General features: G+C 70.2%; 16 protein-coding genes. 4 read left to right on the top strand and 12 right to left on the bottom strand.

The features are described 5' to 3' along the window. Positions 1-10: 10 nt before the first annotated feature. The 3 genes from ACZ3I4_RS21735 to ACZ3I4_RS21725 all read right to left on the bottom strand — a co-directional run bounded on the left by ACZ3I4_RS21735 (position 11) and on the right by ACZ3I4_RS21725 (position 1,954). Positions 11-361 (bottom strand): nuclear transport factor 2 family protein, encoded by a 351-nt coding sequence (locus ACZ3I4_RS21735; protein ID WP_465383789.1) that lies wholly within the window; start codon positions 359-361, stop codon positions 11-13. Positions 362-421: 60 nt separating this feature from the next. After that, a complete protein-coding gene (locus ACZ3I4_RS21730; RefSeq protein ID WP_465383788.1) occupies positions 422-1,099 on the bottom strand; it encodes a GntR family transcriptional regulator in 678 nt (225 codons plus the stop codon). A gap of 144 nt (positions 1,100-1,243) precedes the next feature. Continuing rightward, positions 1,244-1,954 carry an alpha/beta fold hydrolase gene (locus ACZ3I4_RS21725; RefSeq protein ID WP_465383787.1) on the bottom strand — a complete coding sequence of 237 codons (711 nt, stop codon included), beginning with the start codon at positions 1,952-1,954 and terminating at the stop codon, positions 1,244-1,246. A gap of 215 nt (positions 1,955-2,169) precedes the next feature. Here ACZ3I4_RS21725 and ACZ3I4_RS21720 point away from each other — a divergent pair, with 215 nt between their 5' ends. Further along, the gene (locus tag ACZ3I4_RS21720; protein ID WP_465383786.1) at positions 2,170-3,033 is read left to right on the top strand and encodes a hypothetical protein; all 864 of its coding nucleotides are present in this window, start codon (positions 2,170-2,172) and stop codon (positions 3,031-3,033) included. Positions 3,034-3,075: 42 nt separating this feature from the next. Beyond that, positions 3,076-3,252, top strand: a complete 177-nt coding sequence (locus tag ACZ3I4_RS21715) for a hypothetical protein (RefSeq protein ID WP_465383785.1) — start codon at positions 3,076-3,078, stop codon at positions 3,250-3,252. 67 nt (positions 3,253-3,319) lie between these two features. Here the strand turns inward: ACZ3I4_RS21715 and ACZ3I4_RS21710 are convergent, their stop codons facing one another. From ACZ3I4_RS21710 to hflX, 3 genes are read right to left on the bottom strand one after another with little or no spacing between them, the layout of a single operon-like run. Continuing rightward, complete coding sequence (locus ACZ3I4_RS21710; RefSeq protein WP_465383784.1) at positions 3,320-5,233, bottom strand: DUF459 domain-containing protein; 1,914 nt, start codon at positions 5,231-5,233, stop codon at positions 3,320-3,322. Positions 5,234-5,260: 27 nt separating this feature from the next. After that, positions 5,261-5,800, bottom strand: coding sequence for a hypothetical protein (locus ACZ3I4_RS21705; protein ID WP_465383783.1), 540 nt, complete (start codon positions 5,798-5,800; stop codon positions 5,261-5,263). Beyond that, complete coding sequence (hflX, locus tag ACZ3I4_RS21700; protein ID WP_465383782.1) at positions 5,797-6,969, bottom strand: GTPase HflX; 1,173 nt, start codon at positions 6,967-6,969, stop codon at positions 5,797-5,799. The genes ACZ3I4_RS21705 and hflX overlap by 4 nt, the downstream gene beginning before the upstream one ends. A gap of 164 nt (positions 6,970-7,133) precedes the next feature. On the opposite strand from hflX, the gene ACZ3I4_RS21695 reads away from it, so the two are divergent. After that, positions 7,134-9,332: a putative bifunctional diguanylate cyclase/phosphodiesterase gene (locus tag ACZ3I4_RS21695; protein WP_465383781.1), complete on the top strand. Its 2,199-nt coding sequence runs from the start codon at positions 7,134-7,136 to the stop codon at positions 9,330-9,332. Between the two features lie 21 nt (positions 9,333-9,353). On the opposite strand, the gene ACZ3I4_RS21690 is transcribed toward ACZ3I4_RS21695, so the two are convergent. From ACZ3I4_RS21690 to ACZ3I4_RS21665, 6 genes are all read right to left on the bottom strand, one after another. Continuing rightward, complete coding sequence (locus tag ACZ3I4_RS21690; protein WP_465383780.1) at positions 9,354-10,334, bottom strand: LacI family DNA-binding transcriptional regulator; 981 nt, start codon at positions 10,332-10,334, stop codon at positions 9,354-9,356. Positions 10,335-10,478: 144 nt separating this feature from the next. After that, on the bottom strand, positions 10,479-12,599 hold the full coding sequence (locus ACZ3I4_RS21685; RefSeq protein WP_465383779.1) for a beta-galactosidase: 2,121 nt from the start codon (positions 12,597-12,599) through the stop codon (positions 10,479-10,481). A gap of 38 nt (positions 12,600-12,637) precedes the next feature. Continuing rightward, the gene (locus ACZ3I4_RS21680) at positions 12,638-13,498 is read right to left on the bottom strand and encodes a carbohydrate ABC transporter permease (protein ID WP_465383778.1); all 861 of its coding nucleotides are present in this window, start codon (positions 13,496-13,498) and stop codon (positions 12,638-12,640) included. Next, on the bottom strand, positions 13,495-14,424 hold the full coding sequence (locus ACZ3I4_RS21675; RefSeq protein ID WP_465383777.1) for a carbohydrate ABC transporter permease: 930 nt from the start codon (positions 14,422-14,424) through the stop codon (positions 13,495-13,497). The genes ACZ3I4_RS21680 and ACZ3I4_RS21675 overlap by 4 nt, the downstream gene beginning before the upstream one ends. An 8-nt stretch (positions 14,425-14,432) precedes the next feature. Next, positions 14,433-15,806, bottom strand: a complete 1,374-nt coding sequence (locus ACZ3I4_RS21670) for an ABC transporter substrate-binding protein (protein ID WP_465383776.1) — start codon at positions 15,804-15,806, stop codon at positions 14,433-14,435. Between the two features lie 63 nt (positions 15,807-15,869). Beyond that, on the bottom strand, positions 15,870-17,882 hold the full coding sequence (locus ACZ3I4_RS21665) for a beta-galactosidase (RefSeq protein WP_465383775.1): 2,013 nt from the start codon (positions 17,880-17,882) through the stop codon (positions 15,870-15,872). Between the two features lie 530 nt (positions 17,883-18,412). Between ACZ3I4_RS21665 and ACZ3I4_RS21660 the strand changes: the two genes are divergently transcribed. Further along, positions 18,413-20,206, top strand: coding sequence for an RICIN domain-containing protein (locus ACZ3I4_RS21660; protein WP_465383774.1), 1,794 nt, complete (start codon positions 18,413-18,415; stop codon positions 20,204-20,206). The last annotated feature ends 124 nt before the right edge of the window (positions 20,207-20,330 follow it).

Genomic DNA, 20,330 nt, shown 5'->3' with positions numbered 1-20,330 from the left:
CCTCCGGCGCCTACGGTTCGATCACCAGCCGGGTGATGTGGTCGCCGTCGAGGGTGAACCGGTAGTGCAGGTCGACCGATCCGCCCGGGAAGTCGCCTTCCAGATGCTGCAGCACGTCCCACCGTGACTCGCCGTCGTGGGCGGCGCCGGCGAAGTCGGTGGTGAACGTGTACTCGCCGGCCGACTTGTCGACCCAGGCCAGGATCTGGTCGCGGCCGCGATAGGTGCGGCCCTCATCGGTCACCGCGGCGTCGGCGGCGAAGGCACCGACCGCAGTCTTGGTGTCATGCTCCTGGTGCGCGGGCAGGTACGTGGTGATGGCGGCCGGCAACTCGTCCCAGGAGAGGTTGGTCTCGTTCATGACGTGACTGTCCGGCCTCCCCCGGGGAGAGGGTCAAGGCGTGTCACCACTACCGCCTTCCTACGCGGACGGGCCGCCGTTCGCCTCCAGCACGAAGACCTCGTTGAGGCTCAGCCAGTTGTCCCGGGCGGCCGCCGCCGCCCCTTCCACGTCGCGGGCTTCGCACATGGCGATGATGCGATCGTGCAACGCCACCGAGGCACGGCCGTTGAGCGACGAGAAACGCAGCCGCTCCAGCCGCCGCAGCACAGGCGTGTACTGATCGATGACCGCGCGGACCACGGGATTGCCCGAGACCCGCACCGCGACGCCGTGGAACTCGTCGTCCGAGGCGATGGCCGCGTCGACGTCGTCGGCCTGCAGGGCCGCCGCGAAACGGGCGTTGGCCTCACGCATGGCGTCGATCTCGCCGGTGGACAGGTGCGACACCGCCTCCCGGACCGCGAGTTCGTGCATCGCGGCCGTCACCGTCTGCACGGCCCGGGCGAGGCGGTCGTCCAGCGGGCTGACGATCGTGTAGCGGCCCGGCTTGGTCTGCACCAGCCCGGTCTCCTCGAGCCGGGTCAGCGCCTCGCGCACCGGGGTGCGGCTCACCCCCAGCCACTGCGCCAGCTCGGCATCGTTGAGCCGCTCCCCCGGGGCCAGGGTGCCGTCGACGATCGCATCAAGAATGGAACGGTAGGCGTTCTCCCGCAGCAAGGATCGCGGAATCGCCCCCACACGCTCAGGAACCGGCATACAACATATTCCACATCGCATAACGGTCGAGAGTCAAAGCGACGCACCTTTGTCAGGCGAGGACGCTGCCTTCGGACGTACCGCGCGCTGTTCGGGAAGGGTCCAGCCGAACCCGACGGCGGCCAGGCGTACGGACGGGCCCGGTCAGCGCGCCGTCGTGAGGGCGTTCTCGGCGGCGGTCGCGATCACGTCAGCCACGACCCCGGCCTGGGTCACGAACAGGGCGTGGCTGGCCGGGACGTTGGTGACCTCCGCGCCGATGCGCTTGGCCATGTGCTGCAGCATGGCCTGGTCGAACGCCTTGTCGTCGGTCGCGATGACCGCCCAGCTCGGCTTGTCACGCCAGGCGGCGTTCTTCACCGGGGCCGAGAACACCGCCATGTTGACGGGCACCTGCGAGTCACGCAGGAACGCGGCGTCGGCGTCGCTGACGTCCGCGGCGAAGCCGGCCTGGAACTTGCCGGAGTTGAGGAAGCCGTATCCGTCCTCGGCCACGTCGATGACGAAGTCGGGCGTCGCGGCGAAACCCTCGTACTGCTGGGCGCTGGTCTCGCCCGCGTCGGGGGCCAGCGCCGACACGTAGACCAGCCCGGCGACCTTCGGATGCACGCCGGCCTCGGTGATGACCGTGCCGCCCCAGGAATGACCGACAAGGATCGCCGGGCCGTCCTGCTGGTTGAGCACCCGGGTGGTGGCCGCGACGTCGTTCTCCAGCGAGGTCAGCGGATTCTGCACGATCGTGACCCGGTAGCCCCGGGCCGTCAGGTTGTCGTACACGCCGCGCCAGCCGGAACCGTCGGCGAACGCCCCGTGCACCAGCACGACATTCTTGATCTCTTGACCCGTGATGCTCATGAAACTCGTCCTTCCGTGCGCCGGCCTCGCCGACACGAATCGATCTATCAGCGACTCTTCATGCGACATGCAATATATTGCATGCCGAAAAGGATGGCCAGGGGTGCTCTCGCGAACCCGAACCGGTGATAGACGGCGACTTCAGTTCGGCGAACAGAGAAATGCCTCGAATGTGTGTAAACGTGGCAGGATTCCGCAGGCCAGGAGAGGCAACGATGATTCGCGTTCTGTGCGCCGCCACGATGATCGGCCTGATCGGCCTGATCGGCCTGTCCGGCGCCTCGGCCGCCTCGGCCGCACCCGTCACCAAGGTCGAACTCACGGCGACGGAGAGAACGGTCGTCGAGACCGACCAGGTGCGCTTCTACGCGACCGTTCAGCCGGTCCGGGCCGATGCGATGCTGGCCCTGCAGACCAGGGCACACGCCACGGCGCCGTGGGCCACCGTACGGAACGTCAAGGCGAACGCGTCGGGTCGCACAGCCCTGAGCACACGTGCCTACAACCCCGGCGGCTCAATGACGCTGCGGGTGCTCGCGACGGTTCCCGGCTCCACGCGGGCCACGGTCTCCAACACGGTGGTCGTCCAGGTCAGCCACCTGCGCACGTACGAGGGAAACCGTTCCGGACCGGACCTCATCGCCCTGCGCTACCGGTTCTGCGTCGCCGTGGCCAACTCGTTCAAGGTCCTGACGCCGGTTGAAGGACCGGCATACGGGGCTCTCGTGGCCTTCGCCAGCAGCAGCTACAAGGCCGCGGAATGTGACCGGCGGCCCTTCGCCCAGGCCATCTGGGCCGGCCTGTCCGACGGCCTGTGGACGTATCTTTCGGGCCGGACGCTCACCGCGGCGGCCAACGCGGCGTGGGGTCCCGTCCTGGACCGCCTCCTGTCCGTGGTGCGCGCCGACGCCATCGGCCTGAGCACCACCGCGAAGAACCTCTTCAACTCCTGGGTCCTGCAGAACGTCGCCCGGATCATGGAGGAGTCGCGCCGATGCTTCGCGACACACAAGTTCCCGGCCTGGGAATGCAGCTGGGTCCCGGCGGTCAGCGCCCTCAACAAGCAGCTGATCCGCTGAGGTGCCCCGAGTGAGTGGCCCCGGCCGGGGTATCAGCGGCGAATGACTACGAGCAACGACGAATCGCCGGAGCCGAACCGGCCGGAAGCGCAATCCGCACCGCACCGCGACCAAAAGCACCCCGAGCAGGACGCGCACGGGGGAAGCATGGCCCCCGGTCTGGTGGACGGCACCGGTCATCCCCTCGAGGAGGCCCCACCGGGAGCCGAGCCGGAATGACCGCCGGCGTGTAAGGGCCGTTCAGCGGTAAGCGGGGATGCGCCACAGCACCGCCCGCATGGCCTGTTCAGCTCGGGCCGCGCACGGCCAGACGGGCCAGCTGCGGCAGCAGCCAGGGCGCGATATGGCGGCGCACGCCCGCAGGCGTGAAGTGCAGGCCGTCGCTGCGGACGCGGACGCCACCGGCGCGCCAGGTGAAGCGGCCGTCGGGGCAGACCCGTCGGTTGAGGTCCAGCACGACGGCGTGGTGACGGGCGGCGGCCGCGCGCAGCAATGCGTTCCACGCGTCCACGCGTTCGGGCCGGTCCTCAGGCCAGAGGCCGCCGTCGGGGCGTTCGGCCCGGCGGGTGTAGGGGGCGGTCAGCAGCACCGGCAGGGCGCCGCGGCGGGTGACGACGTCGATGGCCAGGTCGAGCTCCTTGCGCAGGTACGCGTCGTAGTCGGGCTGGCCGATGTGCCGGTAGTGGTCGCCGAGCCGGCGGTCCATCAGCTCCCACCGGTCGAGCAGGATCACCGACACGTCGGGGTCGTCCCGGCCGACGTCGCGGCGCCAGCGTTTGTCCCAGGTGTCGCAGCCCGGATAGTTGGTGTGTGGTGAGCCGACGTAGCGGATGTCCGGCAGTCGCGCGATCCCGCACCCCTGCACGCCGCGCGCCTTGACGTCGAGCCGGGACTGCCCGGGCAGGTAGGTGCCGAGCGTCCAGGCCACCGAGTCGCCGAAGATGCTGATCCGGGGCTTGTCGCCGGCGCGGCGCCCGGGGCGGTCCACGGGGGCGGACGTCGTCGTGGCGGACTTCGTTGTGACGCCGATCCGGGCCGGCCGCTCCAGCGCCCGGTCGAGGTCGATGGGCGGAGCGGGCGGCACCGGGGGCGGCACGGTGGCGAACACGGCGACCGCGGCCAGGGCGGCCACGGCGGCGACGGCGAGCGCGGGCGTCCGCACCGGGCGGCGGATCCACCGGGCCCGGCGCACCGGAAGCTCGACCAGCACGTAGGACACGGCGGCGACGGCCAGCGTCGCCGCGCAGCGGACGCCCAGCAGGGCGGGACCGGTGAGGCCGGTGCGCTCGGCGTCCAGCCACTGGAACAGCGGCCAGTGCCACAGATAGACGCCGTACGAGATGCGGCCGAGCCACACCAGCGGCGGCACCGACAGCAGCCGGGCCGTCGGGGAGCCCGGCGAGATCACCGCGTGGGCGAGGACGGCGGCGACCGCGAGCGCGGCGACGACGAAGCCGCCGCGGTAGAGCCAGGCGTCGTCGCCGCCGGCCGTCACCCAGAGCCAGCCGGTGACGGCCGCGCCGGCGGCAGCCAGCGCCCCGGGCAGGCGCCGGGCCCGCACGGTGCGCCCGGCGAGGGCGACGGCGAGAGCCGCGCCGACCAGCAGGGCGACCGCTCTCGTGTCGGTGCCGTAGTAGGCGCGGTCCCGGTCGGCCTGCAGGGCCAGGGCCACGGCGGAGGCAGCCGCACCGGCCACGCACACCGCGAGCAGCGCTCGCCGGGCGAGCAGCAGCACCACCACGACGACCAGCGGCCAGAGCAGATAGAACTGTTCCTCGATGCCGAGCGACCAGGTGTGCTGCAGCGGCAAGGGCGCGGCGGTCTCGGCGAAGTAGCCGCCGCCGCGGTCGGCCATCCGCCAGTTGGCGACGTACCCGAGCGCGGCGAGGGCGTCCAGCCGCAGCGCGGGCAGCTCCTCGGGCGCCAGCAGCCAGTGGCTGACCAGGAGCACCGCGGCCAGCAGCACCAGCAGCGCGGGCAGCAGCCGGCGGGCCCGGCGCGCCCAGAACGCCGCCAGGCCGATCCGGCCGGTGTCGCGGTGCTCGGCCAGCAGCAGCGACGTGATCAGGAAGCCGGACAGCACGAAGAACGCGTCGACGCCGAGGAAGCCGCCGCCGACCGCCGCGACTCCGCCGTGAAACAGCAGGACCGCGGCGACGGCCAGAGCACGCAGGCCGTCGAGAGATGGGTAATAGGGCACTTCGGCGCTTTCCCCGCTGGGCGGGCTCTACACCTCGTTCCCGGCGATTCGGGGACGTAGCGGACCGACATCGGACCGCCGGCCTGGGCGGAGCGCGGCGTGCCGCTGCCCCGGGCCCGGGCCGTCGCGCTCGGCGAGGGCGTCGGCGACCGCTCCGGTGGCGAAGCCGTACACCGCCTTGTGCACCAGGTCGACCACCAGTTCCTTGCGCGGCCACGTCTGCGGCGGGGCGCCCACGCCGGTCGCGTTCTCGAGGATCTGGTCGGTGGTCAGCCGCACCACCGTGAACATGCCGGATGCCACCGGGCCGCGCAGCCCGGCCTGCGCCATGATGGCCCGCACCACGCCGACCAGCGCGGCCTGTCCGAAGTGCATGGTCAGGTTGCGCCACTGCGGCTGCCGCCCGCCGTTCTCGGGCAGACCGGCGAGCCGGGTGAGCACGAGCGCCGGCACGTACGAGTCGGGGCGCCGGGTGAGCCGCTGCTCGATCTTCTCCCCCGCCGTCATCACCGCCGCGCCGGCCAGCCCCGCGACGGCTCCCTGCCACAGTGCCCGCCGCATCGTCATCGCGGCACCGCCGGGGTCGCGGCCGCCCGGCCGGCCAGGGTGGCCAGCGCGGTGCGCAACTCGGCCACGCCCTCGCCGGTCAGCGCGGAGACGGCCAGCGCGTCCGGGTAGGCGCGGCGCAACGCGGCCACCCACTCCGGCGGCGCAACGTCGATCTTGTTGAGGACCAGCTGCTCGGGCAGGTGCCCGGCGCCGATCTCGTGCAGCACGCCGTGCACCGTGGTGATCTGGCTGATCGCGTCGGGCGCCGACGCGTCGACGACATGCAGCACCAGGTCGCTGCGGGTGACCTCCTCCAGCGTCGAGCGGAACGCGTCGACGAGCTGGTGCGGCAGGTTGCGGACGAAGCCCACCGTGTCGGTCAGCGTGAAGGTCATGCCGTCCGAGACGACCCGTCGCACCGCCGGGTCGAGCGTGGCGAACAGCACGTCCTCGGTCGGCATGTCGGCACCGGTCAGCCGGTTGAGCAGGGCCGACTTGCCGGCGTTGGTGTATCCGGCGATGGCCACCGAGGGCACCTGGTTGCGGGCGCGGCGCCGGCGCAGCCGTTCCCGCCGGCGCGCCAGCTCGGCCGTCTCGGCCCGCAGCCGGGTCGCGCGGCGGCGCAGCGTGCGGCGCTGCACCTCGAGCCGCATCTCGCCCGGTCCGCGCACGCCCATGCCGGCGCCGCTCGACATCCGGCCGCCGCCCACTCGCGACAGCGCGCGGCCCTCGCCGCGAAGCCGGGGAAGCTCGTAGACGATCTGGGCCAGCTCCACCTGCAGGCGGCCCTCGCTGGACCGGGCATGCCGGCCGAAGATGTCCAGGATCAGTGCCGTACGGTCCACGACCGGCACCCCGGCGAGGTTCTGCAGGTTGCGGGCCTGCCCCGGGCTCAGCTCGCCGTCGGCGATCACTACTTGGGCGCCGTGGCGCTGCACGACCGCCGCGAGCTGGGCGGCGCGGCCGGAGCCGACGAACGTGGCCGGGTCGGGCCGGTCGCGGGCCTGCACGACCTCGTCGACAACCGTCAGACCGTCGGTGCCGGCCAGCCGGCGCAGTTCGTCGAGCGAGGTCCGGGTGCCCGCCGCGCCCTCCTCCGCGTCGTCGCGCCGCACGGCCAGCAGCACAGCCTTCGGCCGCTCTCCGCCGTCCCGCACATCGGTTCCCAGCAGCCACACGCCGGCCATCGGCACCTCTCCTCACTCGGTGTCCGGCCCGACTACCCGGGTTCCGCCCGGTCATTCCCCCGTACGCGAACCGGGCCGCGCAACATCACGAGGGGCAGAGGGCCAGGCGGTGGTCAGGGCGACGCCTTGCTCAAGAGCCCGCCCGGGCTGCCGATGAGCGCTGTATGCCGACCAACCGCCTCGACGACCACGGCGCCGACTACTGGGCCCGCCAGGTCCGTGTCGGCGGGCTCATCGCCATGATGGTCACGCTGCTCGGCGCCGTTCAGGTGTTCGCCAACTGGGCGCCCGCGGAGCGCTGGTGGGTGGTGCCGATGATCGCGGCGGCGCTGGTTCAGGGCACGCTGGCGCTGCTGCCGTGGCGACGGTGGATCGGCCGGGCCCGCGTCCGCGCGGCTCTGATCCTCTGGTGGGTGCTCGAATTCCCGGCGCTCGCGCTCATCGCGTACAAGGACCCCAACGGCGTCGTGTTCTATCTGCCGTGCGCGATGCTGATCGTCATCCTCGCCACCGCGCTGTACCGCACCGCGGTCGTGGCCGGGCTGGGCGTCGCGGCGATGGCCGGGTTCTTCGTGCTGCTGCCGGGCCATCCGGGCACCAGCACGGCGCTGATCGCCGGCATGGTGTCGGTCATGGGCTGCGTGGTGCTGATCACCTCGATCATCGCGCACAACCGGCGGCGGCTCGACGACCGGCGGCAGGTGGCCGAGCGGCGCACCGAGGCGCTGCTGCAGAACTCCCCCGAAGTGGTGATCGCGCTCGGCCACGACGGCGAGGTCCGGTACGTCTCCCCCTCCGTGGAGCCGGTGCTGGGGCACGACCCGGCGGCGATCACCGGCACGCTCCTGCTCTCGCTGGTTCACCCCGACGACCTGCCGCGGTTGCGCACCTGGACGGCGACGCTGCGGGCCTCCACGCCCGGCACCACCGCCGAGGTGGAGGCCCGGTTGCTCCGCGCCGACGGTTCGTGGGCCGTGCTGGACGCCATCGGGACCAACTGCCTGCACGACCCCGACCTCGAGTCGATCGTGCTCAGCGCGCGCGACGTCGGCGCCCGCAAGGCGCTGGAGGAGCAGCTCAGCCGGCAGGCGTTCACCGACGCCCTCACCGGGCTGTCCAACCGCGCGCTGTTCCGCGACCGCCTGCAGCACGCCACCGCGCGCCGCGACGCCGGTGTCACCGTGCTGCTGATCGACCTCGACGACTTCAAGGACATCAACGACAACCTCGGGCACAGCGCGGGCGACGAGCTGCTCACCACGCTGGCCGCACGGCTGCGCGACAGCGTGCGCCCCGGCGACACGCTGGCCCGGCTGGGCGGCGACGAGTTCGCCGTGCTGGTCGAGGACCTGGACGGCCGGGAACCGGGCGTCCTGGCCGAACGCCTTCTGCGCGAGCTGCGCCAGCCGATGCGCATCGCCGGCCGCGACGTCCGGTGCACGGCCAGCATCGGCGTGGCCGACGGCTACGGGCCCGGCGGCCCGGCCGACGGGGAGGAGCTGCTGCGCAACGCCGACCTGGCGATGTACGCGGCCAAGCGCCAGGGCCGCAACGCGTACGCGCTGTTCGACCAGGACATGTACGCGAGCCTGGTCAGCGAGACCCAGCTGCGCCACGAGATGGAGCGCGCGCTCGCTGAGGAACAGTTCGTCGTGCACTACCAGCCCGTGGTCGACCTGCCCACCCAGGAGGTGACCGGCGTGGAGGCGCTGGTGCGCTGGCAGCACCCGGAGCGTGGCCTGCTCGCCCCCCAGCACTTCATCGACACCGCCGAGGAGAGCGGGCTCATCGTGCCGCTTGGCCGCTGGGTGCTGCAGGAGGCCTGCCGGCAGCTGGCCCGCTGGTCGCATCCCGGCCTCAAGATGAACGTCAACCTGTCGGCTCGCCAGTTCCAGGACCCGGGCCTGGTCGCCGACGTCCGCGACGCGCTGGCGGTCAGCGGCGTCGACCCGGCCTGCGTGACGCTGGAGCTCACCGAGTCGATGCTGCTGCAGGACATCGACGCGGCCACCGAGACACTGCACGCCTTGCGCCGGCTCGGCGTCCGGCTGGCCATCGACGACTTCGGCACCGGCTACTCGTCGCTGAACTACCTCAAGCGCCTCCCCGTCGACATCCTCAAGATCGACCGCGCGTTCATCACCCAGGTCGCCACCGACCCCGAGGACAAGGCGCTGGTCGACATGGTCGTCAGCCTGTGCCAGGCGCTGCAGATGCAGACCGTCGCCGAGGGCATCGAGACCGACGACCAGTGGGCGATGCTGCGCCGGCTGGGCTGCGACTACGGTCAGGGCTACCTGTTCGGCCGCCCGGCCGACGCCGGCGCGATCGAGCGGATGCTCGCCGCCCCCGCCGCGGCTTGAGTCGCTGCGTCGTCGCCCGCCTCAGCGATGCGGTGGCGCGGTGGAAGCGCGGACCATGAGTTCGACCGGTGGATCGACGGCGGCGGGCAGCTCGGCCTCGGGCTTCTCGATAGCGAGCAGAAGGAGCTGGACCCCCTCCCTGGCCGCGGCGTCGAAGGGCTGGCGCACGGTCGTCAGCGGAGGGGTCACGTACGAGGCGACCGGCATGTCGTCGAAACCGACGACGCTCACGTCGTCCGGGACCCTTCGGCCCGCCTCGGTCAAGGCACGGATGAAGCCGATGGCCATCTCGTCACCGGCAACGAACGCGGCTGTCAGCTCCGGCTCACCGGCGAGTTCGAGGCCGGCCGCGTACCCCGACGCGGCGGACCAGTCTCCTTCGACGATCGGCGGCGCGGTGATCCCGCGGGCCTGCAACGCGGCCCGCCACCCCTCCAGCCGGTCGCGGGCGGCGTACCACCGTTGTGGGCCAGCGACGTGATGGACGGTTGCGTGTCCCAGGTCGAGGAGATGCTCGGTGGCCGCGTACGCCAATTGCCTGGAGCCGACGCCGGCCGTGACCGTCCGCGCCGCCGCGAAGGCCGGCGGCGCGCCGAGGAACAGCACCGGGACATCGACGCGGAGCAGAAACTTTCCCTCGTCGACCGGCTCGGAGATCACGATCCCGTCGACGCCCTGGTCGAGCAGGGACCGCACAGCGCCGGTGATGCCCGCCGGGTCGCCTTCCGCGGTGCTGACGATACGCAACGCGTAGCCGGCGTCCCGGACGGCTCGTTCTATGCTGACCAGCAGGGAGGCCGGGCCGTACCCGGCCGTGCCGATGGTGACCACGCCGACGGTCCGGCTGCGGCCGGAGGCGAGCGCCCGGGCCGCGTTGTTCAGTCGGTATCCCAGTCTGTCGGCGGCGTCCAGGACCCGCCTGCGTACCGCCTCGGAGACGTACTGCTCGTCGTTGAAGACCCGGGAAACCGTCTTTTGCGAGACGCCCGCCAGGCGAGCCACGTCCGCCCCGCGGGGCGTGGCGGAATTGCCAGCATGTTGTTCCGAGGATGCCATGAATTCTCCGCTGATCGGACACCGAGGTGGAAGCGTAACTGACCGCGCTGTCATGTTTGCGCAGTCACCAAGGCCGCCCGGCACCGGCGGTCAGGGATGTTCCGGGTTCGTTTCCACGAGAACCCGCACGTCCCAGGGGCCCAGTTCGATGTCGTGGCCGGCCGGCACCGCTGTTCCGGCGAGCAGATCATGACAGTCGACGGGCACGGTGACGCTTGCGGCCGGCCATGACCAGTTGTGCAGGAAGCGGAGCCGGCTTCCGTCGACGGCGGTGGCGCCGGTGCTGGTGACCGATGCGGGACAAGCATTCCAGCCGGTGCGGTGTCCAGCGGTCGCCCAGCTCAGGATGGCCTCGGCGAGCGCGATGTTGGGAATGGTGCCGACGTGGGTGATACGCCCCAGTCCGGCGGATCGGGTGGTGACGGCGGCCCATCGGCCGAAATGAGGGTGGCGGTAGCCGGCGAGCACGGTGGCGCCGTCGGGGTTCAAGCCGTCGATCCAGCGCGTTGCCGCGGAACCGCCGGCAACGGTGAGCGCGCCCGGGTCGGCCGAGGTCACCTCGATCGGCGCCGGGATGGTGCTGAACTCGTCGTACCAGACACCGGCGGCGTCGTGCAGCCGCGCCGGCATCCGGCCGGAGCGGGCCCGGGCCTCCTGGTCGGCGTAGCCGGTGCGCGGGCCCACGATGAGGTGTCCGCCCGCGTGGGCGTAGTCGTGCAGCCAGTCGAGTGTCTCGTCGTCGGTGAGGTAGAGCCCGGCGGCGATCAGGACCGGGAACTGCCGGACGGCGTCGGCCACGTCGAGGCGCCGGTCGGCCCCGGCGGTCAGGCGAGACGCATGCACGACGCGCACCTGCATGCCGGCGTCGAAGGCGCCGCGGTAGAACGGCTCGATGAGTCCCTGGTAGGCACGATCGTCGGGGGTGCCGTCCGGATGCGACAGGGCCGGATACTTCTGCATGATCCATCGGGTGGGCATGGAGAAGAGCAGCGCGATGTCGGCGTCCGGGGTGAGCCCGGCGACGAACTCGCCGGCCTGCGCGAACTCGTTGCCGAGCCGGGCCAGCTCGGCGTAGGTGCGGCCGGGTTCGCCGCTGTGCGGCAGGATGCCGCCCCAATAGGTTTCGGTGCCGAAGCACAGGGTGTGCCAGTGCCAGTAGCTGATCATGCGAGCGCCGCGGGCCACCATGGCCCAGGCGACCTGGCGCCACTGCCCGTCGTAGGCGGGCCGGCTGTCCCAGGAGAAACCGATGTGGGAGGCGTTCGTCTCGGTGATCAGGAACGGGGCCTGCTTCGACGAGTACATCCGGTCGGCGCTCAGATAGAGCGCCCAGGCGCCGTCGGTGGTCCAGGTCTGGGCCGGTGTGCGGTCGTCCGGCCGGGCCAGACCGTCCTGCATGACGTAGTAGGCGTTGCCGGCGGTCACGTCGAGATGGTCGGTGAGCCGGTCGTCGTCGAACGCGGGACGGTCGTACGCCAGACAGGTGGTGACGAACTGGTTGTCCTGCGCGTACTCGCGCACGATGCCGGCCTGCCAGGCGATGAACTCCTCGGTCTGGCGGGCCTGGAACCGGCGCCAGGCCAGCTCGTACTGGGGCTGGGCGTTGCCGTCGGGCCGCCAGAGGTCGGCCCAGGTGGACAGCCGGTGGGACCAGTAGACCAGCCCCCATTCGGCGTTGAGGTTCTCGACGGTGCCGTAGGTGTGCCGTAGATGGTCGACGAAGCGCTGGAACACGCCGTGGTTGTGCAGTAGTTCCAGGCCGGGTTCGTTGTCGACCTGGAAACCGAGGATCGCGGGGTGTCCGGCGTAGCGGCCGACGACCTTGCGAATGATCCGTTCGGCATGGTGCCGGAAGGCGGGATGGGTGAAATCGGCTTCCTGCCGCGCGCCCCACGGGATCGGCCGGTCGGAGCCGCGCCGGCCGGCGATCTCCGGGTACAGCCGGGCCAGCCACGGCGGCACCGCGTAGGTGGGCGTGCCGAGGATGACGGCGATGCCTCGCCGGTGGGCGCCGTCCAGGACAGGCAGCAGCCACTCGAGGTCGAAGCGGCCTTCCTCGGGCTCCCACGTCGACCACACCGATTCACCGACACGGATGACTGTGAAGCCGGCGTCGGCCATCAGGTCGAGATCGGAGGCGAGCCGGCCGGTGGGCTGGTACTCGTGGTAATAGGCAGCTCCGAAGAGGACCGTGGCGGGAAAGTCCGGCATGGGCGGCGAGCTCCTGACGATGGGGACGGGTGGACGGGTCATTCCTTGACGGCGCCGGCCGCGAGACCGGACTGCCAGTACCGCTGCAGGAGGAGAAACGCGGCGATCAGCGGGATGACCGACAGCAGGGAGCCCGTGACCACCAGCGCCAGCAGATCGGCGTTGGCGCCGTTGCCGCCGACCGCCTGCGCCGACCAGGAACTGAGTCCGACAGTGATCGGGTAGTAGGCCGGGTCGTTGAGCATGATCAATGGCAGGAAGTAGTTGTTCCACGTCGCCACGAGGGTGAACAGCAGGACCGTGACGAAGCCGGGGGCGAGGCTGCGCAGGACGACGCCGAAGAAGATGGTCAGTTCCCCGGCGCCGTCTATCCGGGCTGCCTCCAGGATGCTGTCGGAGACGGCATCGCGGGCGTAGACCCACATGAGGAACAGCCCGAACGGGCTGACCACCGAGGGCAGGATGATCGCCCAGGGGGTGTTGACCAGGCCGGCCTGGCTGAAGAGCAGGTAGGTCGGGATGGCGAGCGCGGTGGTGGGCACCATGATCGTGCCGAGGACGAGACCGAGCATCGGGCCTCGGCCCCGGAACGCGTACCGGGCGAAGCCGTAACCGGCCAGGGTGGCCAGGGCGGACGCGCCGAGGGCGCTGACCGCCGCGTACACCAGGGTGTTGGCCATCCACCGGGCGTACTCGCCGTGGTTGTGGGTGAACGTCCGGCCGATGTTGGTGAACAGGGAGAAGTCGTGGCCGAACCACAATCCGAAGGTGGAGAAGAGATCGCCGGTCGTCTTGGTGGACGCGATGACCAGCCAGAACAGCGGGAAGAGGAAGTAGACCAGCAGAGCGCCCATGGCCAGGGTCAGGACGTTGCTCCTGGTGCGGCGGCGGGCGGTCACCGACGGCTCCTCCGGCTCGTGAAGAACAGCATGACGTACGACACGACCAGGATCACGAAGCCCAGCAGGAACGAGACCGCGGCCGCATAGTTCACCTGCTGGGAGGTGAAGGCGAGGCTGTAGGCGTACACGTTGGGCGTGTAGGACGAGTTGATGACGGTCGGAGCGAGCCGCTGGACGAGGTTGGGCTCGGCGAATAGCTGGAAGCTGCCGATGACCGAGAAGATCAGGCAGAGCAGCAGGGCCGGACGCACCGCGGGAAGTTTGATGTGCCACGCGGTTCGCCATGCGCCGGCGCCGTCGACCGCCGCGGCTTCGTACCGTTCGGTGGGCACCGAGCGCAGGGCGGCGTACAGGATGATCATGTTGTAGCCAGTGAATTCCCAGGTCACGATGTTACCCAGCGACGCGAGCATCCACCTCTCGCCGAGCAGGTCGGGCGCGGTGAAGCCGACCCGGTCACCGAGCTGGGCGAGCGGCCCGAAGTCCGGTCCGTACAGATAGCCCCACATCAACGCGGCGACAACGCTGGGGACCGCGTACGGGACGAAGAAGCCGAGCCGGAAAAGTCCGGCCAGCCGCAACAGTCCACTATCGATGGCGAGCGCGGCGATGAGCGCGAGCAGCATCATGACGGGGACCTGGATTCCGAAGAACAGCGCGACGCGCAGGACACCGTGCAGGAGCTGGGTGTCCTTGAGCGCCCGGGCGTAGTTGTCCAGGCCCACGAACGCCGTGCCGCCGACCAGTTGGTCCTTGAAGAGGCTCAGGTAGGCGGCATAGCCCAGGGGCAGCAGGAACAGCAGCGCGAAGCACAGCAGAAAGGGGGCAACGAACAGATAGGCGGCTCGGCCGGGAGCCGCTCGGCGCCCGGGCCGACGCGGCGCCGAAGCGGCGACCCGGGTGGTCACGGTGCTCGTGGTCATGGTCATGGTCAGCCCGCGCTGACGGTGAAGCCCTGATCCTTGGCGTAGGCGTTCAATCGCGCCTGCCATTGATCGGTCGCTGCGGTCACGTCGGTCCGGTCGGCCAGAGCCTTGCCGGCCGTCTCGGTCCAGTCCTTGACCGACTGGTCGAGGAAGGGCGGCCACTGCCATCCGACGTCCACGGTCGAGCCGATGTCGCCGAACAGCTTGTTCACCTGCTGGCCCCCGAAGAACGGGGACTTCTGAGAAGTGAAGGTGGGATCGGAGAGCAGCGCCTTGGTCGCCGGGAAGAGGTTCTGAACGGTGTTGAACATCTTGGTTGTCTCGGGGTCGGTGTTGAGGAACTCAGCGAATTTGGCCGCGGCGACGGGATTCTGCGTGCCCTTGATGACGGCTGTCGTGGAGCCACCCCAGTTGCCGGATACCGGCTTGGCCGCGTCCCACTGCGGGAGCGGGGCGGCGCGCCACTTCCCCGAGGTCGACTTGGCGCTGCCGCTGAGGAAGACCGGACCCCATGCGGCGGTCAGCCAGGTGGCGTACTTGCCGCTGGTGAAGCCCTGATACCAGGTGTCGGTGAAGTCGGGGTCCGTCGAGACGAGACCTTCGGACACCAGGGCGCCCCAATAGTCGGCGATCTTCTTGGACGGGGCGTCGTTGACCGCCAGACCGACCGTGCTGCCCTTGACCGAGTACGCCCGGGAGCCCGCCTGCCACATGAGGCCGTGCCAGCCGGCGGCCTCGTTGGCCGACATGTTGGTCAGATAGACCTTCGGGTCGGCGGCATGCAGCTTGCGGGCCGCGGCCGTGAACTCCTCCCATGTCTTGGGGACGGCGATGTCGTGCTTCTCGAACAGATCAGCCCGGTACAGCATGCCCATCGGCCCGGTGTCCTGCGGATAGGCCAGGATCTCGCCGTTCGGCCCGGTCACCTGGCCCCACGTCCAGTCCACGAACTTCGACCGGTTCGCGTCCGCCCCGTAGGGCCTGAGGTCGACCAGACTGCCGGTGATGGAGAACGTCGGGATGTACTGGAACTCGACCTGCGCCAGATCCGGGGCGCCCTTGCCGGCCTTCAGCGCCGTCCGCAGTTTGGTGTACGCGTCGAGGCCTTGACCGGCGTTGACGACCTTCACGTCGATGGCCGGATACTTCTTCTCGAAGACCGCCACTTCCTTCTCGATGTCGGGCGCCCACGTCCAGAACGTCAGGGTCGTGGGCGTGGTCATCGCCTTGTCGATGTCGGCCGGACTGACGGCCGTGGCCGGGGCGCCGTCGGAGTCCGGCGAGTCCGAGCAGCCGGCGAGACCGGCGGCCGCCACCGCGGCAGCGGCCGAGGCGGCCAGCAACCGCCGGCGGCTGAGGTGGGCAAGGGTAGTGGACACGGTGAATCAATCCTCCATTTGTCATCGATGCGCGCCTTCGCGCACCGGTCGGGAAGCCGCCGGTCAGTGCGGCTGACGCACCACTGCGACTCCTCCGGCGGGGACGGCGACCGAGCCGTCCACCTGCTTGCCGGTGAGGAGCTCGACGCCGTTCGCGGTGATGTGGGCGCCGCTTCCGGAGTGATCGATGAGGAACAGATAGTCCGCGCCGGCGCCGCGGCGCCGAATCATCTCCACCCCGGCGGGAACGGCCGGTTCCGCATGTACGCCGGCCTCCCGGCAGATGCGGTCGAGCAGGGTCTCTAGCGTGGCGGTGTCCGGACGGGTGGCCAGATACCACGTGGCTCCCCCACCGTGGCGGCGCCGGGTGACGGCCGGTACGCCCGCCAGCGGTCCGTCGGCGTACGTCGCGACCGCCTCGGCCTCGAGGAGCCGGACCCGCTCGGACCACAGCGAGGCGCTCGCGCCGGCCGGGACGTCGCCGGTCAGACCGACGAGCTGCCCGGGCAGCAGCGGAAAGAGCTCGTCGCTGCGCACGCCCAGCACCTCGCGGAACGCGCCGGGGTAGCCACCCAGGCGGACGTGGCAGTTCTCGTCGGCCGCCCCGCTGTGGAAGCCGACGGCCAGGGAGCCGCCGCGCTCGGCGAAGCCCGACAGGTTGGCCGCGCCCGCGTCGTCCACCACGTAGAGGCTGGGAACGAGGACGAGCCGGTAGCGGTCGAGCGCTGAGCTGCCGGGCCGGACGAAGTCGACCGCGATGCCCGCCCGCCACAGCGGCGCGTACCAGTCACGCACCAGGTCCTGGTAGCGCAGTTCACCGCTGGGCTGGGAGGGCAGCTCGAGGGCCCAGCGCGCATCCCAGTCCCAGATGATGGCGACGTCGGCGGCGCCCGTGCTGCCGCGCACCTCGGCCAGGGTCCTCAGGTCGGCGCCCAGACGGACCACGTCCTGCCAGATCTGGCTGTCGGTGCCGGCGTGCGGCAGCATCGCCGAGTGCCACTGCTCGGCGCCGGCCTTCGCGGCCCGCCACTGGAAGAAAGCAATGCCGTCGGCGCCGCGGCCGACATGCGCCAGGGCGTTGCGGTACATCTCCCCCGGCCGCTTGGCCCGGTTGACGTGTTGCCAGTTGACCGCGCCGGTCGAATGTTCCATCAGCAGCCAGGGGCGCCCGTTCCCGAGCGACCGTACGAGGTCTCCGCTCAGAGCGATGTCGATTTCGGCCTCGGTGTCGTCGGACATGACGTAGTGGTCGTTCGAGACGATGTCCAGTTCGGGAGCCCACCGCCAGTAGTCCAGCGCGTCGATCGTGCGCATCACCATGAAGTTGGTGGTGATGGGGGTGTCCGGGGTGGCACGGCGAAGCACGTCGCGCTCGGCGGTGCAGAGCGAGAGCAGTTCGTCGGAGCAGAAGCGTCGCCAGTCGAGGCGGTGGGCCGGGTTGGGATCAGCGCCGGTGGCACGGGGCGGGAGGATCTCGTCCCAGGAGTAATACCACTGGCTCCAGAAGGTGGTACCCCACGCCTGGTTGAGGGTCTGGAGGTCGTCGTCGTAGCGGTTGCGCAGCCAGGTGCGAAACGCGGCGGCGCTAATGTCGCAGTAGCAGGCGGCGTTGTGGCAACCGTATTCGTTGTGCACATGCCACATGGCGAGCGCGGGATGGCCGGCGTAACGCTCGGCCAGCTTCCCGGCGATGCGCATTGCGGCCTGCCGGTAGGCCGCGTTGCTGGAACAGAACGTCTGGCGGCTGCCGTAGGACAGGACGTGGCCCTCGCGATCGACCGGCAGCGCGTCGGGGTGGGCGTGGAAGAACCAGGCGGGTGGCGCCGCGGTAGGCGTGGCCAGATCAGCCGCGATGCCGTTGTCGTGCAGGAGGCCGAGGACCCGGTCCATGCGGGAGAAGTCGTAGCGACCCTCCGAGGGTTCCATCAGGGCCCACGAGAACACCCCGACATTGACCATGGTCACCCCGGCCACCCGCATGAGCCGCATGTCCTCGGCCCAGACGTCTTCGGGCCACTGTTCGGGGTTGTAGTCCGCGCCGTAGACGATGCCGGGCACCCGGAGCCGGGCGGTCATCGGTTGCCCGGCGGCGTCTGCGGGGCCACTTCGATCGGCTTGCGAAATTTCACGGCTCTCTCCGTAAATGCAAATGGGTCCGCCGAACGGCACCAAACGAGGGCGCGAGGAACGAAGCCCGCCGGATTTCCGTACGGCGGGCAGTCCGGCCGGCGGCACAGCACTGCCGCGAGGCGACCACGGTTATGACTGCGCAGTCATGGTGGCTCACAGATGTGATCTCCGTCAAGAGCCCGAAACACATCGCGAGCAGCCCACGGCGATCGGAACGGTGACCGGAGCCGACCTGCCGGGCGTACCGGAGCCGGTTCTGACTGCGCAATCATGTTTGCGCAGTCATATCCTCGTCGAAGTCTTGACATTGCCGTTTCCAGAGTGAACATTCTTGTTACATCGAGGTGACGCGAACAATACCCATCGGTACGCCGACGTTCGTCATCGTCCTCTTCGACCAGATCACCTCCCTTTATCGCCTCCCCATGCCCGGACGCCCCCACTGCCGTCCGGTTGACCCCGCACAGGAGGAATGTGTGAACACGAAGAAAGCCCTTGCCAGAGTGGCCACCGCCGGACTGGGGGCTGCACTGCTGACCCTGCCCGCCGCCGCCGGCGAGGCCGCCAGTCCGACGCCGCGAACGCTCTACGAACTGCCCGCCGACGCCCAGTGCACCAAGGGCAAGGGGAACTGTGCGATCTATTCGAAGTCGGCCGCGTTACCGGGCGGGCGCCTCGTCGCCGGCTTCGAGCGGGCGACCGTCGGGCCCACCGGATCCGCGGCCGGTCAGACCATCCCGGTGTACCGGAGCGACGACGACGGCACAACCTGGCAATGGCTGTCCGAAGTGCGCGCACCGGCGTACATGTCCAGCAACCCCGCACATGCCAAGTACACGAGCAACTGGGCCAGCCCGTACTTCTTCGTGTTGCCCCAGAACGTCGGCAGCCTCCGCGCCGGCACGTTGCTGCTGGCCACCACGGTGACCGGCGAGGACGCCTACTACACCGAGCAGAAGGCGGCGGATCCGAACTGGGTCCCGACCAACGACGGCGACCGGCGAGACACGGCGATCGCGCTCTATGCGAGCACCAACCAGGGTTCCTCCTGGAACTTCCTCAACATCGTCACGACGGGCGGCTGGCAGGGCGGCAGCGCCGGGGCCATCGGGCAGCGCATCGCCCGGGCCAACACATACCGGCAGGTCGACCCGGTCTGGGAGCCCTACCTGATGGTCTACAACAACCAGCTCGTGGCCTACTACTCCGACGAGAACGACTTCACCGGCTACAACACCTCGACCGGCGTGCTGAGCATGCGCGGTGACAACAACACCGCCGGCGACTCTCACGGGCAGGTCATCGCGCACCGCACCTGGAACGGCAACACCGCCGGCGGCTGGAGTGCGCCCGTGCTCGACGTCGCCGGCCGCACCGAGAACGTCGGCGGCGTCAACCAGATCGGTGGCGCGCGCCCCGGCATGCCCAACGTGGTGCCGACCTCCGACGGCCGGTGGATGATGACCTACGAGTACTTCGGTGGCGGCGACAATGTGCGCTACAAGATCTCGTCGAGTCCGTTGAACTTCTTCGCCGCCGGTGGCGAGGCCGGAACCAACATCACCGCCCTGCCGGTCACGAGCGGATCGCCGGCCCTCACGACCGGTGGCAGCCCGGTCATCGTCCGGCTGCCCGATGGTCGGTTGATCTACAACGCGGCGGGCAGCGGGGACGTCTGGGTCAACTCGAGCGGCAGCAGTACGGGCCCGTGGACGCGCCAGCTCACCACGATCGAGGCGGGCTATTTCCGCAACCTGACGTACGTTCCCCGCACCGGCCGGGTACTGGTCCTGTCGGGGGCCGGCACCATCCGCCACGCCGATATCGACTTCGGGCGTTCCGCCGGCCTCTACTACAAGCTGATCAACCGGCGCAGCGGCAAGGCCCTGGACGCGTTCGAAGCGAGCCTGGCCGACGGCACGAGCCTCGTCCAGTGGGCCGACAACGGCGGCTACAACCAGCAGTGGCACGTCAGCGACATCGGTGGGGGTTACCGGACACTCCTCAACCGCAACAGTGGCCGGGCCGTCTCCGTCCTCAACGGCAGCACCGCTGATGCGGCAAGCACCGGCCTCTGGGTCGAGAACACCGCCTTCGACCAAGCATTCACGCTCGAGCCGGTCGGCGCCTATTACGAGATCCGCGCACGCCACAGCGGCAAGCTGCTGAGCGTCGCACAGGGATCGCCGGACGACGGCGCGCAAGTGATCCAATGGCCGGACCAGAATTTGCCCGAACAGCAGTGGTCGTTGATCCAGGTGTCCAGCTGAGACGTCTTTCGTAACCGCTGGACACCATCGATCCCTCGTCCGATGCCGGAGGCAGGTCGCGCCACCTGTCTCCGGCACGGCATGGTGGTCCGCGGCAAGGCCTTACGCAATCCTTACGACCCGC

It is taken from the genome of Actinoplanes sp. NPDC021490 (assembly GCF_055562135.1).
This window is presented reverse-complemented; position numbering and strand designations above follow the sequence as displayed.